Here is a 16,918-nt window from a genome sequence, read left to right on the forward strand (position 1 = left end):
TGCGCCGCTCCTGTGCGGCGCGAGTCTTCGTCGCATCAGGAAGAACCCGGAGTGATCCCGGCCCCCGTTCATGACCATCGCCTCTTCGAACATAGACGAGCCATCGCGAAATGACGGTGCCGTGCCGGAAGCGCCGTATGCCGTGGCAATTGCGGATATTTTCGAGGTTCTGGAAGTCGATCCGGAACGCGGCCTGTCCGGCGACGAAGCTGCGGCGCGGCTCGAACGGTTCGGACCGAACGCGCTTCGGAAGAAGGCGCGCCAGAATGTCCTGATCATTCTGCTGAACCAGTTTCGAAGCCCCATCGTCTACCTGCTGGTCGCTGCCGCCGCCTTGGCGCTGCTGTTCGGCGAGACCGTGGAGTTCGTCGCCATCGTGGCCGTCTTGCTCATCAATGCGGCGATCGGGTTTATCACGGAGATACAGGCTGTCCGTTCGATGGAGGCGCTGCGCGAACTGACCAGCCGGAACACGCTGGTCCGGCGTGACGGGACGATCGTTTCGATATCCGCCGAAAAGCTGGTGCCCGGCGATGTCGCGATCATCGACGCCGGCGATGTCATCGCGGCGGATATGCGCGTCGTGTCATCCGCCAATCTCTCGGCCGATGAATCGGCGTTGACCGGGGAATCCATGCCGGTCTCGAAGTCGGTAGACCCCGTGGCCGCGGAGACTGTCCTCGCCGACCGGACCTGCATGTTGTTCAAGGGCTGTGCGATCACGGGCGGAACCGGTGAGGCAGTCGTCACGGCCACCGGGATGAACACCGAACTCGGCCGGATCACCCGGCTCGTGGAGGAAGCGGAGCCCGAGCGGTCGCCACTCGAACGACAACTTGCGCTTCTCAGTCGACATCTCATCTGGCTCACGCTCGTGGTCACGGCCATCGTCGCGATCAGCGGCGTTATCGCCGGTCAGGATCTGGTGCTGATGGTGGAATCCGCGGTCGCGCTTGCCGTGGCCGCCATTCCCGAGGGATTGCCGATCGTCGCCACGCTCGCACTTGCGCGCGGTATGTTGCGGATGGCCCGTCACAACGCCCTGATCGAGCAATTGTCGGCCGTGGAAACGCTCGGCGCGACCACAGTGATCCTGACAGACAAGACAGGCACGCTGACCGAAAACCGGATGCATGCCGACCGCATCGTCACTGCGAGCGGGGAGAGGACGTTCGACCGGCACACCGGGTCTTTTCTCCTCGACGGGCGTCCGATCCATCCACAGCCGAACCAGGATACCGGTCTGGTGCTGCGTAACGCGGCCCTCTGCAACAATGCGTCGCTTGGGCGGGACGGTGCGGCATCGACCGGTGACCCGATGGAAATCGCGCTGCTGGAAGCTGCCTCTGCCGGCGGCTTCGATCGCGACCGCCTCCTGGCGTCATGTCCCGAAACCGCCGAGCACGCATTCGACACGCATACGCGCATGATGGCGACGCTGCATGAATGCGACGGACGGCAACTGGTTGCCGTGAAGGGCGCGCCGGAGGCTGTCCTCGACCATGTTGTCGATGTCGCCAATGGCGACGGCACCCGCCCGTTCGACCGCGATCAGCGACGACACTGGGCAACGGTCTGCGAGGTGCTTGCCCTGCAGGGGCTGCGCCTGCTCGCTATTGCAGGCAAGACGACGGATGATGGGACCGCGCCGGTTTACGAGGGGCTTACGCTCTACGGCATTGTCGGGTTCCAGGACCCGCCCCGGTCGGACATTTCCGGCGCGATTTCCGATGCGCGGCGCGCGGGGATATCGGTGGTGATGGTGACGGGCGATCACGCGGCAACTGCGACCCACATCGCGGAGGCCGTCGGGCTGGCCGACGGCGACGATGGTGTCGTCGAAGGGCGCGATCTCAAACCCTATGAGGAGATGACCGCGGAGGACCGCGACCGTGCTCGTGCGGCGCGCGTTTTCGCGCGGGTCGACCCGGAACAGAAACTCGCGCTCATCAGGCTGCATCAGGAAGCCGGTGAAGTCGTCGCCATGACGGGCGACGGCGTCAATGACGCGCCGGCGCTGCGGAAGGCGGATATCGGCGTTGCGATGGGGCTGCGGGGAACCCAGGTCGCGCGCGAAGCCGCGGATCTCGTTTTGCGCGACGACGCATTTTCGACGATCATCCACGCAGTCCGAGAAGGCCGGCTGATCTACACGAACATCAGGCGCTTCACGACCTATCTGCTGTCCTGCAATCTCAGCGAGATCCTGATCGTCGGCATAGCGGTCATGAGCGGGTTGCCGCTCCCTCTCCTGCCTTTGCAGATCCTGTTTCTGAACCTGGTCACCGACGTCTTTCCCGCGTTCGCGCTGGGAACGGTCGAGGCCGACCGCAATGTGCTGGCGCGCCCGCCGCGTCCGCCATCCGAACCGATCCTGGCGCGGGGTCAGTGGATCGCAATCGTGGCGCATGGCTGTGTGATTTCCGCTGTCACGCTCAGCGCGCTGGGAATTGCCGTCTATCTGTTCGGGATGGAGGGCGATGCGGTGACGACGATGAGCTTCTACACGCTCGCCCTCGCCCAGCTCTGGCACGTGTTCAACATGCGCAATTGGCGCGACAGGCTGCTGACCAGTCAGGTCACGCGCAACAGCTATGTCTGGCTGGCGATCGCGCTGTGCCTTGCGATTCTCGCCGTCGCCGATTTGCAACCGATGATCGCCGAAGCCCTGCGCCTGGCCGAATTGCCGACCCGCGCATGGTTCGTGGTGATCGGTCTGAGTGTCGTGCCCGTTATTCTGCGCGAAATGGCTGCGATCGTCGTCAGGCTGAGGCGCCACCGCTAACCGTCGAAACGGCCCTCACGCCTTGAGTTTTCCGGTGCCGTACATGGATTCGAGATCCTCGCGCATCTCCCCGGTCAGTTCGACGAGCTCGGACGCGTTGACCAGTTCGAAGTGGTTCGTGTCGATCGGACGGAGGATTTCCTTGCGCACCAGCGTCTGCAAATTCCGGCTGAGCGTTTCCGGCGTCGTCCCGAGATAGGCCGCAATATCGCGACGGCCGATCGGAAGCGCGATAATGACATGAGGGATCTTGTCGCCGCTGTGGCAGAACCGGTTGTCCGAGCGTTGCGACAGGATGAAGAGAAATGTCGCGACGCGCTGCATGGTCGTATGACACGAGGTCATCGCCGCCCATTCGCGCGCGGCATCCAGTTCATCGAGCGTGTTCAGCAACAGGGCATGTTCGACTTCTGGATGCCTGGCGATGAAACCCTCGAAAGCCTGCCTGCCGAGGCTGCACAATGTCACGTCGGTCGCCGCCTCGTAGGAAAACCGGGATGTTTCCGCATAGGCGCGCCCGAAAAAGTCGGAGGGGAACAGGAGACCGACAATGTTCTGCTGGCCCGACATGGACATGTTGGTCAGTTTCACCACGCCGCTGACGACATTGCCGACAATGTCCGCCTCATCGCCCTGGGCGACAATCACCGTGCCCTTCTCGAAGCTGCGAGTGTGCGAAAGTCTGGACAGTTCCTGCATTGCCTCGGCGGACGCGGCGCGACAGATCGACCGATGATGCACGGGGCACTGTTCGCACTTCCCGCAAGAGCCGAGTTTCATAAGTGTTTCGTTCATCGTCGCATCGATCCGTCCGCAGCCGCACCAAACCACCAGTCGCAGCTGTCAAAGTCAATTGAATGAACGTTGCCGTCGCATTTGCGCTTCAACGAACGGCCGATTGATCGCGATCAATGCCCCGCACGGCAGCCGGGCGCGAGATGCGGTCTTGAGGTCGGAGCAATCGCGAGAGGCCGAAGTGTCCTACCAGAACATCCTTGCCCATCTTGAATTCGATGGCCGGTCGGACAACCGCCTCAACTACGCGACGGATCTCGCCGGCGAACTTGATTCCTATCTCATCGGTTTCACGGCAACAGCGCTCAGGCCGGTCCATGTCAGCGACATGGAGGTTGCCGCCGATCGGGTCTACCGAGACGAGGCGGATGGCCTGAACGCGCGACGGTTCAACGACCTCCGGCAGCAATTCATGAACGTCGCGGGCGACGGGCAGAACTCCGGCTGGCGGCAATCGCAAGACCTGCCGACAAAAGCGCTGCTTCTGCATGCCCGCGCCGCGGATCTTGTCGTTTCCGGCACGCCTCAAGGCGCATCGCCCGGCGACAGCTACCGGTCCGTCGACCCCGGCGAACTGGTCTGCAATGCCGGGCGGCCCGTCCTGTTCGTCGGTGAACGATCCGAGTTTCGTCACCCGTCGCTGACGATCATCGGCTGGAAGGACACGCCGCAGGCCCGCCGGGCGGTCTCTTCCGCCCTGCCCTTTCTGCATCTCTCGGACACAGTCATGGTTCTCTCGATCGTCGAAGATCACGGCGATGTCGATGATTCCGGAGCACGGGACGTTGTCCGCTACCTGCTGCGTCACGGGATCGCCGCGGAGGCGCAGGCGATCACGGCAAGAAACGCGTCGGAAGCGTTTATCGACGCGGCGCATGCGAGGCATGCGGATCTCGTCGTCGCCGGCGCCTTCGGCCACAGCCGGCTTCGCGAACGGGTTTTCGGCGGATTCACCTATGCCTTGCTGATGCAATCCGACCTCAACCGCCTCATGGTCGGGTAGCCATTGGCTGCTCAACGCGGTTATTACTCACCGGGGCGCAGGTTTTGGCGTGCCGTTGCCCGCGCTCTTGGGGCAATCCGCTCCATTGATGCCGGTCAAGGCGTCGTCCGGTCGATTTACGTTACCGATGGATCACCACGGTTCGTGCAGAGACCTGGGATGGATGATCAGAGATTGGCGGGCGGCCATGCCTGCAATTGAACGTGCCGCACGGACCGAATGAAGCAGGAGGACCGCAACTGATGCAAGCCAGCAAGCGCAAAGCAATCATCGGCGACATCGGCGGCACGCATGCCCGTTTCGCGATTTGCGATATCGACGAATTGTCGGTCGAGCATTTCGCGGTGTTTCGCACCGACATGTTCTCTTCCCTACCCGACGCCGTTGTGCATTACCTTGAATCCATTCCGGACAATCCGGATATCGCCGGATTTTCCATAGCTGATCCGGTGGCGGGCGGGCGTATGGGCGTCGAGAACACCCCGTGGAGCTTCACGCCGGAAGATCTTCAGGCGGCCTGCGGCGCCAAGAAGGTCCATTTCGTCAACAATTTCGAAGCGCTCGCGCTCGTCCTGCCCTATCTCAATGCGCATGACCGTTGTCAGATCAACGCCGGAACCGCCATCGACGGCGCACCGAAGGTCGTGCTCGGCATCGGCGGAGAATTCGGCACCGCATCGCTGATCGAAGCGTCCGGCAAGCATATCCCGATTTCAGGCAACGCCGGTCATTCCGCCTTTGCCGCGACGAATGAACGGGAGATGGCGGTCCTGTCGAAAGTCGCCGGGAATTACGGCTACGCGCCGCTTCAATCGGTGCTGTCAGGACGCGGTCTCGAAGCGATCCATGCAACCCTTGCCGACATCGAAGGACTGCCGGAGCCGGTGGCGTCGGCATCCGAGATCATCGATCTGGCCCTGGAGGACGATGACGCGCTTGCGATCGATACGCTGGATTGTTTCGTTTCGATCCTCGCCCGCGTGACCGGTGACATGGCGCTGCTGCATGACGCACGCGGCGGCGTATACATCGGTAGAGGTATTACGCCGAAGATATTGAAATTGCTTGATAGTGACCGCTTCCGCGAAATCTATCTCGACAAGGGGGCGATGTCCGCCCAGCTCGCGTCGATCCCGGTTTACGCGGTTCTCGCGAATGATGCGGGATTGCGCGGGGCGGCGATTTCGACGTCCGACGCATTCCCAATGTAGGCCAGTCGCGCTTCGGGGAAATTTCCCGCCGTCAGCCGTGCACGCGGGTCACGCCGTGCTCATAGAGCATCATGACATCCTGCTTGCGGCACAGTTCCGTGCCGGGCGTCATCACGGCGGCCGAGCCGGCAGCAATGCCGAAGCGGAAGGCCTCGTGCATCGTATGTCCCTGCGACAGCCACCAGACCATGCCGGCGACGAAACTGTCGCCCGCGCCGACGGCCGAGGCTTCGCGGACATGGATTGAGCGCATCCGCACGACCCCGTCTGCATTGGCCAGGAACGCGCCGCCCTTGCCCATCGAAACCGCAATGTTCTCCGCAGCGCCGCGCGAAACGAGTTCGACGGCGGCATCGGATGCGCTTGACTCGTCAAGCCGCTCGCCGATCAGTTTCTCCAACTCGCTCATCGACGGCTTCAGCAAGAAGATCCTGGCATGATCGACCGTCTGGCGCAGCGCTTCGCCGGACGTATCGAGGATGAAACGAATGCCCTTTTCATGCGCGACGGCGGCCATGCGCCGATAGGTATCGTCCGGCGCTCCGTTCGGAAGGCTGCCGCTGGCGACGATATAATCGCCATCGAATGCCTCGATGAATTCATGTACCGGCTCTATTTCGGCCGGATCGACGGTCGGGCCTTCCGGTACGAAGCGGTATTCGAAATTGGTGGTCAGCTCGTGCACCATCAGCGCAATACGATTGTCGCCCTGCATCGGAATGCGATGGCGGGCGATGTCGTATTGGGCGAGAAGTCCGTCATAAAGCGGGCCGGTCGTGCCGCCGGACAGATAGAGAAGTTCGGCGCGTCCGCCGAGCTCCGCGATGACCCGGGCGACATTGGCCCCGCCGCCGCCGGCATAGTGCTTCTGGTTCTCGGTGCGGGTCTTCAGCGTCGGACGCACATGCTCCGCGTCGCAACTGACGTCGATGGCGGGATTGAGGGCTATTGTGAGAATTCGTTCCATGGCCGCTGCCGTTTCCTAGCGTGAAACATTACGGGCCGGAGAACCGGCCCGTTTCGCAGATATGTATCAGACGGAAAGCATCGGGGACACCCGCTGAGTCCGTCAGGCGCCACCCTTCTTGCGGGCCGCCTCGGCCTCGGCCACCTGCTTCTTGACGGCGATGAAGCTGTCCGGCGTCACGGAAATCGTATCGATCCCGCAATCGACAAGGAACTGCGCGAATTCGGGGTGATCGCTTGGCGCCTGGCCGCACAAGCCGACCTTTGCGCCGGCCGCGTGGGCTTCGCGGATGACGCTCGAGATCATCCATTTGACCGCCTCGTCCTGTTCGTCGAACAGCCCCGACAAGCGGTCGGAATCGCGATCCACACCCAGTGTCAGCTGGGTGAGGTCGTTAGAGCCGATGGAGAAGCCATCGAACCGGGTCGCGAACTCCTTGGCAAGTATGACGTTGGACGGGATCTCGCACATCACATAGACGAGAAGCCCGTTCTCGCCGCGTTTGAGGCCGTTTTCGGCCATCACTTCCAGCACCTTGTCGGCTTCGCCGACGGACCGACAGAACGGGATCATCATGACCACGTTGTCGAAGCCCATCTCGTTGCGCAACCGGGCCATGGCCTGGCATTCCAGCGCGAAGCCGGGCCGATAGGCCTCCGAATAGTAACGGGACGCGCCGCGGAACCCGATCATCGGGTTTTCCTCTTTCGGTTCGAAACCCGCACCGCCGAGAAGACCGGCATATTCGTTCGTCTTGAAGTCGCTCATCCGCACGATGACGGGTTTCGGATAGACCGTCGCGGCGATGCGGGCGAGCCCGCGCGCGAGCTTGTCGACGAAATATTCCGACTTGTCGTCATAGTCGCGCGTCAGGACTTCGATCTTCTCGCGCGTTTCCTCGTCGGTGATCTGATCGAAATGGATCAGCGCCATCGGGTGAACCTGGATCTGGTTGTTGATGACGAATTCCATGCGTGCAAGGCCCACGCCCTCCGACGGAATCTGCCACCAGCGGAAGGCCGATCCCGGATTGGCGAGGTTGAGCATGACGCGGGTTTCGGTCTGGGGAATGTCGGAGAGCGACTCGGTCTTTTCCTCGTATTCCGCATAGCCCTCGTAGACGAAGCCTTCGTCACCCTCGGCGCAGGAGAGCGTCACTTCCTGTTCGGAATGCAGGACATGCGTCGCCTCACCGGTTCCGACGACCGCCGGAACACCGAGTTCACGGCTGACAATGGCCGCATGCGAGGTCCGTCCGCCGTGATCGGTGATGATCCCCGCGGCACGCTTCATGATCGGCACCCAGTCCGGATCGGTCGTGCCGGTCACCAGGATGGAGCCGTCGACGAACTTGTCGATATCGGCCACGTCCTCGATCAGGCAGAGCCGTCCGGCGATGACGGAGCCGCCGATGGACAGGCCCTTGGTGAGGACCTTGCCCTTTTTCTTGATCTCGTAGGACTTGAAGGATGACTGGTCGCGTTGCGCCTGAACGGTTTCGGGACGGGCCTGGACGATGAAGAGCTCGCCCGTCTCGCCGTCCTTTGCCCATTCCATGTCCATCGGGCAGCCATAATGGGTCTCGATGATCGAGGCCCAGCGGGCGAGCGTCAGGATCTCGTCGTCGTCGATCACATAGGCGGCGCGCTCGGCCTTGGAGGTCGGAACGTTGCGCGTCTTCTCGGCGCCCTCCGAGTAGATCATCTTGATCCCCTTGGCGCCGACCTTCTTTTCCACGATCGGCTTGAATTTACCGCCCTCGAGGAGAGGTTTGAAGATGACGAACTCGTCCGGATCGACCGCGCCCTGCACGACGTTTTCGCCGAGACCCCAGGCCGCGTTGATGACGACGACCTTGTCGAAACCGGTCTCGGTATCGATAGAGAACATCACGCCGGAGCCACCCTTGTCGGATCGCACCATCTGTTGCACGCCGATGGAAAGCGCGACCTGGAGGTGGTCGAAGCCCTTGACCTGCCGGTAGCTGATCGCGCGGTCGGTGAACAGCGACGCGAAGCAGCGCTTGCAGGAATCGAGCAACTCGCGCTCGCCCTTGACGTTGAGATAGGTTTCCTGCTGGCCGGCGAAACTGGCGTCGGGCAAATCCTCCGCGGTCGCACTGGACCGCACGGCAACATCGACCTCGTCGCGGCCGGCTTTTTTCGACATGTTGGCGTAAAATTCGCCAATCTCCGCCGCCAGTGCCTCGGGCCATTTGCCGCGCAGGATCATCTTTCGGACAGCGGCACCCGTTTCGGCGAGTGTGGCGTGACCTTCCTCGTAGTCCCGCATGGCGTCGGCGATGCCTGACTTGAGATCGTTGGCCTCCAGGAACTGCCAATATGCTTCCGACGTGGTTGCAAAACCGGTCGGAACGGCGATGCCCTTCGATCCGAGCTGGTTGAGCATCTCGCCAAGCGATGCGTTCTTGCCGCCAACACGCGGTACGTCCTTGCGGCTGGCGTCTTCGAGCCAGATTACAGTCTCGGAATCGGTCATTGGTGGGGTCCCTCCGCTAAAAACAAGATTGCCCAAATACAATCAGCAGGCGAAGCGGTCTGCATTGACTGACATCAAGGCCATGCCGCGCCATTCGTCATTGGGCGGAGCAATAACCGGCTTGGTCAGCGTTGCTCTTCTTGCAGTGCCATAAGCCACGCGACGACATCCGCTTTCTCGTTGTCGAAAAGCCGGTATGTCGTCATCGGAAAGTGGTCCTCGTTCAGGAACTGCGTGAAATACGCCTCATCGTGTCCCTGGCGGCGGACGATGTCCTCGAAACGCGGCGCCATCACCGGATCGGGCGTGTCCGAGGCGCGCAGATGACACAAACGGCACCATTGTTCGACCACGGCCTCTCCGCGCGTCACCGCATCGTCGGCCTTGGCGGGCGATATAAGGGCAATTCCGGCAAGCAGGACGGTCATGTGCCGAATCATGGATTCCTCCCTTTGGATGCAGGATTCCGGATTTAATCGTCATGCACCCCATTCGGCGATGACAATCGTCAAGTCGCAATTCCCATTTGGCTTCAAGCAGTTCGCGGAGAATCACCGGCACACAGGGAACGTTTTTCGGCCCAAGCGGTTGATATTATTGATGAGCAAGTTATGTCTAAGGGTATGAGTGTGCACTGCACAATTTCATTTGGCTATCACCCGACCCCAACCGGTCCGGGGCTTTCCGGCGAAATACCCGCGCCGCGCCCGCCCGGCAAATTACTCTGATACAGCCGCGCGATCAGGGCCGAAATCGAATTGTCCGCCCTGTCTATTCGAACCCGATCCGAACGGAACAACATGACCATACCTCTGGACGACAGACAGTCCGTCATCGACGAAACACGCCCCTATCACACCATCGCCGTCATCGGCGGCGGCGCGTGGGGCACTGCGCTTGCGGCGGTCGCAAAGCGTGCGGGCCGCAACGTGACGATCTGGGCGCGTGATGCCGATCTCTGCACCACGATCAACGACACTGCCCTCAACGAAAAGTACTTGCCGAACATCGCGCTTCCCGAAGGCATCCGTGCGACGACGGAGATGGGAGAGGCGCTGGCAGATGCCGACGCCGTGATGATCGTGACGCCGTCACGCACGATCCGCCGCATCTGCCGCACCATGGCACCGCATCTCAAGGATGGTGTTCCGGTCGCGCTATGCGCAAAGGGCATCGAAACCGGTACCGGACGGTTGCTCGCCGACGTCGCGGCGGAAGAATTGCCGCGGCACCCGGTCGGAGCGATTTCCGGACCGACATTCGCGCACGAAACCGCCATGGCTTACCCGACGGCGGTGACGGTGGCGTTTCCCTTCTCGCATGAAGACAGGATCAGCCCGCGCGACAGCACGGCTGCGCGCTTCGCCGTTTCGCTGACCTCCGAAGCCTTCCGCCCCTACATCTCCGACGACCTGATCGGCGTCGAAATCGGCGGCGCGGTCAAGAATGTCATCGCGATTGCGTGTGGCATGATGACCGGCGCGGGCTTTGCCGAGAACACGCGTGCGGCGCTGATCGCGCGCGGCATGGACGAGATGAAGACGCTCGCGGAAGCATTGGGCGGTCGTCGCGAGACCGTGACCGGACTTTCGGGCGCGGGCGATCTTACCCTGACCTGTTCGAGCCAGACATCGCGAAACATGTCGCTCGGCATTCAGCTTGGCCAGGGCATAGAGCGCGAGGATTGTTTCGAGGGGCGTCCGGTTGTCGTCGAGGGCGAAATCAATTCCGTATCGGTGATGGACCTTGCACGCCGCATCGGCGTGTCCATGCCGATCTGCGAGGCCGTTCACCGGGTGCTGCATGAAGGCGCCGGGCTTCGCGAGACATTCGCGGATCTCTGGGCGCAACCGATCATGGCCGAGCCCAAGGCTCTGGAAATCACCATCGATCACCCGCTTCAGCCCAGTTCCGTCGGACGTTTCAAGGAGCCTGCGGCATGACCAGACATGAACGTATCGAGTTGCCGGACCTGTCCGAGAGGGAGTTCGTCCTGGCGACCGATCTCGACGGCACCTTTCTCGGCGGAAGCGAGGAAGACCGGCGATCGCTCTATGACCTGATCGAAGAAAACCGGCCGACATTCGGCCTGATTTTCGTGACCGGACGCGATCCCGAATTCATTGCGGAGCTCTGCGACGAACGCGGTGTGCCGTGGCCGGACTACGTGATCGGCGATGTCGGAACCACGATCGCGGAAGTCACACCCGCCCGTGGTATTTCGCCGATCAAGCCTCTGGAGGAGGACATCGCAAGCCGTTGGAACGACAGCGGGGACAAGGTTCGCGAGATCCTCAAGGATCATCCGGGGCTGCAATTGCAGCCGACGTCGTTTCGATACCGGGTCAGCTACGACCTCGATGCCGAGAACTACGACTCGCTCGCCGAGGCGCTGGTCGCCGCGTTGAATCTCGATCACCTCATCTCCGACAACCGCTATTTCGACGTGTTGCCGAAAGGGGTCAGCAAGGGCCCTTCCCTGCGCCGGCTGATCAACCATCTCGATATCGGCGAAAAACGGGTCCTGGCCGCGGGCGATACGTTGAACGACCTGTCGATGCTTTCCTGCGGGCTTCCCGCTGTCGCTGTCGGCGGCGCGGAAGATGCGCTGCTCGCCAAGGTCTCCGACCTTGATCACGTCTACACAGCATCCGCCATCGGCGCAGGCGGAATACTCGAAGCCATTGAGGCGCTCGATTTCCACCCGATACCGAAAGGACAAGAATAATGGCCTCTGATCTCGTCATCGTTTACCACCGCCAGCCCTATGAGGAGGCGGTAGAGGACGGAAAAACGGTGTTCCGCGAAAACAAGAGCCCCAACGGTATCGTTCCGACGCTGAAGAGCTTCTTCGGATATGTCGACAAGGGGGCGTGGATCGCCTGGAAGGAAGCGGAGGACCCCGCCAATCCTGAATTCGAGCGCACGATCGAAATCAGCGACAGCTTCGGAGACTACACCGTTTCCAGGCTTCCGTTGACGGCGCAGCAGGTGTCGAGCTTCTATCACGTCACGTCGAAAGAGGCGTTCTGGCCGATCCTTCACTCCTTCAAGGAGAAGTACAATTACGATCCGGTCGACTGGCCGACGTTCAGGGAAGTGAACTGGGCGTTCGCGGAGGCGGCGGCGGCCGAAGCCAATCCGGGCGCTGTGGTCTGGATCCACGACTACAATCTGTGGCTGGTGCCGGGTTACCTGCGCCAGTTGCGGCCCGATGTGCGCATCTCGTTCTTCCACCACACGCCCTTCCCGGCCCCGGACATCTTCAACGTGCTGCCGTGGCGCAAGGAAATCGTCGGCAGCCTGCTGTCGTGCGATGTCGTCGGCTTCCATATTCCGCGCTACTCGTCGAACTTCGTGCAGGTCGCCCGGTCGCTTTTCGAAGTGGACGTCACGAAGCGCGAGCACGTGCCGGACGAACTGATTTCTGACGGAACGGCGCTGGTCGAACGCTCGGTTCCGACCGAAATCTCCCATAACGGCCGGAAGCTGCTCGTCAGCGCCTGCCCTGTCGGGGTCGATGTGGATTATATCGGCGAACAGGCCGAACGCCGCGAAACGGACAAGAAGGTCGAGCGCATCCGCCGCGAGATCGGCGACACCAAGCTGATCGTTTCGGTATCGCGCACCGACTACACCAAAGGCGGGATCGAACAGCTCGAGACCTACGAACGTCTTCTGGAACGGCGCCCCGAATTGCGGGGCAAGGTCCGGCTGATGCATGTCTCGGTCAGCGCCAACCGCGCAATGACCGCCTATGGCGAAATCCAGGGCGAGATCGAGCAGATTGCCGGCCGCATCAACGGCCGCTTCGGATCGCTGGAGTGGCAGCCGCTGGCGCTTATCTCCACGGCCATTCCGTTCAAGCACCTGACAGCCTACTACCGGGCGGCGGATATCGCCTGGATCACGCCCCTTGCCGACGGCATGAACATCGTGGCCAAGGAGTTCGTGGCTGCGCGCACCGATGAGGACGGCGTGCTCGTCCTGTCGGAATTCGCGGGTGCGGCGGTCGAAATGGCGGCTGCGGTCGTCACCAATCCGTTCTCGCACAAGTCGATGGACTCGGCGATCGACCAGGCCCTGTCGATGTCGGAAACCGAGAAGCGGCAGCGCATGCAGGCATTGCGCAAGACGATCCGCAAATACGACATCAAGGCCTGGGCGGATGAGCAGAGACGGCTTTTCGAAGCCTCGAAGACACTGAACGGCGAGCCGAGCCCGTCCGGGCACGTGCTTTCGGCGGCCTGAGAGGGTTAACCTCGCTTAAAACACGGCAGACTAGAATTGCGCGCCATGGAACGGAGCGAACATGGCGCGCATTCTTGACAGCTTACGCTCGGGCGACTGGCTGCAGCAGGACCGGCTTCGGGTTTATCCGCTGGTAATCGTCAGCGTCTCGATTGTCGCGACCGCTTATGTCCTGTTTTCCCATGGCGGTGTTCTGCCCAATGGCTCTCCATTCGGCTCGGATTTCGTCAGCTTCTGGGTCGCCGCGCGAGAAGCGCTGTCAGGTCGTCCGGAGGTTCCGTATCTGGCCGCCGATTTTGCGCTGGCACAGGATGCGATATTCGGCGACGGAAATTTCTACGCCTTCTTCTATCCGCCGCATTACCTAGCCTATGTCCTGCCATTCGGTCTGCTGCCCTATTACGCGGCGCTGGCGGCGTGGTCGGGTTTGGGGTTGCTCGCCGCGGTGTGGGTCATCACGGCGATTGCCGGGCGACGGGCGGAGGTCGTGCTTCTCGTCCTGGCCTTTCCGGCAACATTTCTGACAGTCGCGCACGGCCAGAATGCCTTTCTGTCCGCAGCCCTGTTCGGCGGCGCGCTGCTGATACTCGACCGACGCCCCATCATCGCCGGAATCCTGTTCGGCCTTTTGACCTTCAAGCCGCAGCTGGGACTTCTGATCCCGCTTGCGCTTCTTGCCGGCGGCTATTGGCGTACGATCTTTTCGGCGGTCGCAACGACACTCGCCGTCGCCGCTTTTTCCGCACTGCTGTTCGGCGTGAACACATGGGCGTTGTTTATCGCCCAGGGCGCAGACGCGATGGCGACGCTAAGCAATGGATATGTCGAGTGGAGCAAGATGATCTCCACCTATGCGATGCTTCGCGTCGGCAGTTTGGCGCATGTGCCGGCGATGACGGTTCAGGCGTGCGTATCGGTCGCGGTCGCTTGCGTGGTTGTCTGGGCGTGGCGGCCGCGTAACGCCGTGGGGTTCGCGTTTCGCGCGGCCCTTCTCCTGACAGGCGCGTTGCTGGCGACCCCGTTCGGCCTCAACTATGACCTGTTCGTTCTTGCGCCGGCCATCGCATTTGCGGCGGCCCACGGCATGCGCAACGGTTTCGCGCCGTGGCAGAAATCCCTGCTGGCTTTCGCTTATCTCTCGCCTGTCGTGATGCTCTGGCTGACCTCGCTCAAGATCGCTGTCGCGCCATTCGTCCTTGCGGCTCTTTTCGTCCATTTCGCGGTTCTGGCCTTCGCGGGAACCACGCGCGGCGAGACCGCGCTCCCGGCCGCGGCCGAATGAAAAAGGCGCCCGAAGGCGCCTTTCCCGATGCGTTTGAAAGAACCGCTTACTGCGGCAGCTGGTCGTCGACACCGGCAACGTAGAAGTTGAGGCCGAGAAGCGTGCCGATATCGGCCTGTTCGCCTTCGGCCAGCCATTCCGAGCCGTCCTGCTTGGTGATCGGACCGGTGAAGGGCTCCAGTTCGCCACTGGTGATCGCGGCTTCGGTCTCTTCGGCCATCGCCTTCACATCATCGGGCATGTTGGCATAGGGCGCCATGACGACGTTGCCGTCCGCCATGCCGTGCCAGACATCGACCGACTCGTAGGTGCCGTCCAGAAGCGCCTCGACGCGTTCGATATAGTACGGACCCCAATCGTCGACGATCGCCGTCAACTGGGTTTCAGGACCGAAATTGATCATGTCGGACGCCTGGCCGAAGGCCTTGATGCCGCGCTCGGCCGCGACCTGCATCGGTGCCGTGGAGTCGGTGTGCTGGGTGATGATATCAACGCCCTGGTCGATTAGCGCCTTGGCGGCGTCAGCTTCCTTGCCTGGATCGAACCAGGTGTTGGCCCAGACCACCTTCACGGCGAAGTCCGGATTGACCGACTGTGCGCCGAGCATGAAGGAGTTGATGCCGCGCACGACTTCGGGGATCGGGAAAGACCCGATGTAACCCGCCACGCCGGCTTCCGACATCTTCGCGGCGATTTGCCCCTGAACATAACGACCCTGGTAGAACTTGGAGTTATAGGTCGAGACATTCGGCGTCTCGCGCTTGTAGCCAGTGGCGTGTTCGAACTTCACGTCCGGGAACTTGGCCGCGACCTTGTTGGTCGCGTCCATGTAGCCGAAGGACGTCGTGAAGATGATGTTGCAGCCGGAACGGGCAAAACGCTCGATCGCACGTTCTGCGTCAGCGCCTTCCGGCACGCTTTCGAGATAGGCGGTTTCGACCTTGTCGCCGAGCGCTTCCTCGAGCTCAAGCCTGCCCTGGTCGTGCTGGTATGACCAGCCGAAGTCGCCGATCGGGCCGACATAGATGAAACATGCCTTCACATCGGCCGCCTGGGCCTGCGCGGCCATGCCAAAAGAGGTGACGGCGGCGAGCATGAGTTTGGTTGTGTTACGCATAGAGATGCCTTCCTGTTTACGCGTGGAATGAATCGGTACGGTTCTGGTGCCGTGTTTATCCCGCCTGAATTCCTACCGTTCGGGCACGAACGGCTTGCCGAGCGATGCCGGCGTGTTGCGCATCGTCATCCGCCTGTTGGAGGAAATCAAGACAAGAACGACGATGGTCGCGAGATAGGGCAGTGCCGAGAGGAACTGCGAGGGAATGGCGATTCCCTGCGCCTGGGCGTGGAACTGGGCGATGGTGACCGCGCCGAAGAGATAGGCACCGGCAACGACCCGCCATGGCAACCATGACGCGAAGACGACGAGAGCCAGCGCAATCCAGCCGCGCCCCGCAGTCATGTTCTCGACCCATTGCGGCGTGTAGACCAGCGATAGCTGGCCTCCGGCGAGGCCGGCGCATGCGCCGCCGAACAGCACGGCAAGATATCGGATGCGAATGACGCGAATGCCGAGCGCGTGCGCGGAACCATGGCTGTCGCCGACTGCGCGCAAGGTCAGCCCTGCTCGCGTCCGGAATATGAACCACCAGACGCATATCGTCAGCAGGATCGATATGTAGAAGATCGGATCCTGCGCGAACAGGAATTTGCCGACAAGCGGTATCTCCGAAAGTCCCGGAATCACCCAAGACTGAAGCTTCAGGCCCGGCGTTCCGATGAAGGATTCTCCGATCATGCCGGACAGGCCGAGTCCGAGAATGGTCAGCGACAGGCCGGTCGCGACCTGATTGGTCGCAAGGCTCAGCGTCAGAAACGCGAACAGCATCGAGAATATCGCGCCCGCCATGATCGCGGCCAGGACGCCGATCCACGGCGAGCCGGACAGCTGCGCGGCGGCGAAGCCGGTCACGGCGCCCATGACCATCATGCCCTCGACACCGAGATTGAGCACGCCGGAGCGTTCGACGACGAGTTCACCAAGCGCGGCAATCAACAGCGGGGTCGCTGCGGTCGCGATGGTCAGGAGGATCGCTTCGGCCATTTCAAACGACATGATCGCCCT

At 61.9% G+C, this 16,918-nt stretch carries 13 protein-coding genes; 7 read left to right on the forward strand and 6 right to left on the reverse strand.

The annotated features are described in order from the left end of the window. Positions 1-70: 70 nt before the first annotated feature. Entirely contained in the window at positions 71-2,785 is a 2,715-nt protein-coding gene (locus ACQK2M_RS14875; RefSeq protein ID WP_425418423.1) for a cation-translocating P-type ATPase, read from the forward strand. A gap of 15 nt (positions 2,786-2,800) precedes the next feature. On the opposite strand, the gene ACQK2M_RS14880 is transcribed toward ACQK2M_RS14875, so the two are convergent. Next, positions 2,801-3,580 carry a Crp/Fnr family transcriptional regulator gene (locus tag ACQK2M_RS14880; RefSeq protein ID WP_425418424.1) on the reverse strand — a complete coding sequence of 260 codons (780 nt, stop codon included), beginning with the start codon at positions 3,578-3,580 and terminating at the stop codon, positions 2,801-2,803. 181 nt (positions 3,581-3,761) lie between these two features. On the opposite strand from ACQK2M_RS14880, the gene ACQK2M_RS14885 reads away from it, so the two are divergent. Then, entirely contained in the window at positions 3,762-4,583 is an 822-nt protein-coding gene (locus ACQK2M_RS14885) for a universal stress protein (RefSeq protein ID WP_425418425.1), read from the forward strand. A gap of 242 nt (positions 4,584-4,825) precedes the next feature. Next, the gene (locus ACQK2M_RS14890; protein WP_425418426.1) at positions 4,826-5,794 is read left to right on the forward strand and encodes a glucokinase; all 969 of its coding nucleotides are present in this window, start codon (positions 4,826-4,828) and stop codon (positions 5,792-5,794) included. A 31-nt stretch (positions 5,795-5,825) separates the two neighbouring features. On the opposite strand, the gene ACQK2M_RS14895 is transcribed toward ACQK2M_RS14890, so the two are convergent. From ACQK2M_RS14895 to ACQK2M_RS14905, 3 genes are all read right to left on the reverse strand, one after another. Continuing rightward, positions 5,826-6,761, reverse strand: a complete 936-nt coding sequence (locus tag ACQK2M_RS14895) for a 1-phosphofructokinase family hexose kinase (protein ID WP_223477761.1) — start codon at positions 6,759-6,761, stop codon at positions 5,826-5,828. Between the two features lie 102 nt (positions 6,762-6,863). Beyond that, on the reverse strand, positions 6,864-9,260 hold the full coding sequence (ppsA, locus tag ACQK2M_RS14900; protein ID WP_425418427.1) for a phosphoenolpyruvate synthase: 2,397 nt from the start codon (positions 9,258-9,260) through the stop codon (positions 6,864-6,866). 125 nt (positions 9,261-9,385) lie between these two features. Beyond that, a complete protein-coding gene (locus ACQK2M_RS14905) occupies positions 9,386-9,700 on the reverse strand; it encodes a c-type cytochrome (RefSeq protein WP_425418428.1) in 315 nt (104 codons plus the stop codon). A gap of 360 nt (positions 9,701-10,060) precedes the next feature. Here ACQK2M_RS14905 and ACQK2M_RS14910 point away from each other — a divergent pair, with 360 nt between their 5' ends. From ACQK2M_RS14910 to ACQK2M_RS14925, 4 genes are all read left to right on the forward strand, one after another. After that, entirely contained in the window at positions 10,061-11,203 is a 1,143-nt protein-coding gene (locus ACQK2M_RS14910; RefSeq protein WP_425418429.1) for an NAD(P)H-dependent glycerol-3-phosphate dehydrogenase, read from the forward strand. Next, positions 11,200-11,988: an HAD-IIB family hydrolase gene (locus ACQK2M_RS14915; RefSeq protein WP_425418430.1), complete on the forward strand. Its 789-nt coding sequence runs from the start codon at positions 11,200-11,202 to the stop codon at positions 11,986-11,988. The genes ACQK2M_RS14910 and ACQK2M_RS14915 overlap by 4 nt, the downstream gene beginning before the upstream one ends. Next, positions 11,988-13,511 carry a glucosylglycerol-phosphate synthase gene (ggpS, locus tag ACQK2M_RS14920; protein ID WP_425418431.1) on the forward strand — a complete coding sequence of 508 codons (1,524 nt, stop codon included), beginning with the start codon at positions 11,988-11,990 and terminating at the stop codon, positions 13,509-13,511. The genes ACQK2M_RS14915 and ggpS overlap by 1 nt, the downstream gene beginning before the upstream one ends. 61 nt (positions 13,512-13,572) lie before the next feature. Then, the gene (locus ACQK2M_RS14925; RefSeq protein WP_425418432.1) at positions 13,573-14,793 is read left to right on the forward strand and encodes a glycosyltransferase family 87 protein; all 1,221 of its coding nucleotides are present in this window, start codon (positions 13,573-13,575) and stop codon (positions 14,791-14,793) included. 46 nt (positions 14,794-14,839) lie between these two features. Here ACQK2M_RS14925 and ACQK2M_RS14930 read toward each other — a convergent pair whose 3' ends face one another. Both ACQK2M_RS14930 and ACQK2M_RS14935 read right to left on the reverse strand, forming a co-directional pair. Next, positions 14,840-15,910 (reverse strand): BMP family ABC transporter substrate-binding protein, encoded by a 1,071-nt coding sequence (locus ACQK2M_RS14930; protein ID WP_425418433.1) that lies wholly within the window; start codon positions 15,908-15,910, stop codon positions 14,840-14,842. Positions 15,911-15,982: 72 nt separating this feature from the next. Then, positions 15,983-16,909: an ABC transporter permease gene (locus ACQK2M_RS14935; RefSeq protein WP_425418434.1), complete on the reverse strand. Its 927-nt coding sequence runs from the start codon at positions 16,907-16,909 to the stop codon at positions 15,983-15,985. Positions 16,910-16,918: the final 9 nt, after the last annotated feature.

Source organism: Oricola indica (assembly GCF_965227485.1).
Classification (GTDB): Bacteria; Pseudomonadota; Alphaproteobacteria; order Rhizobiales; family Rhizobiaceae; genus Oricola; species Oricola indica.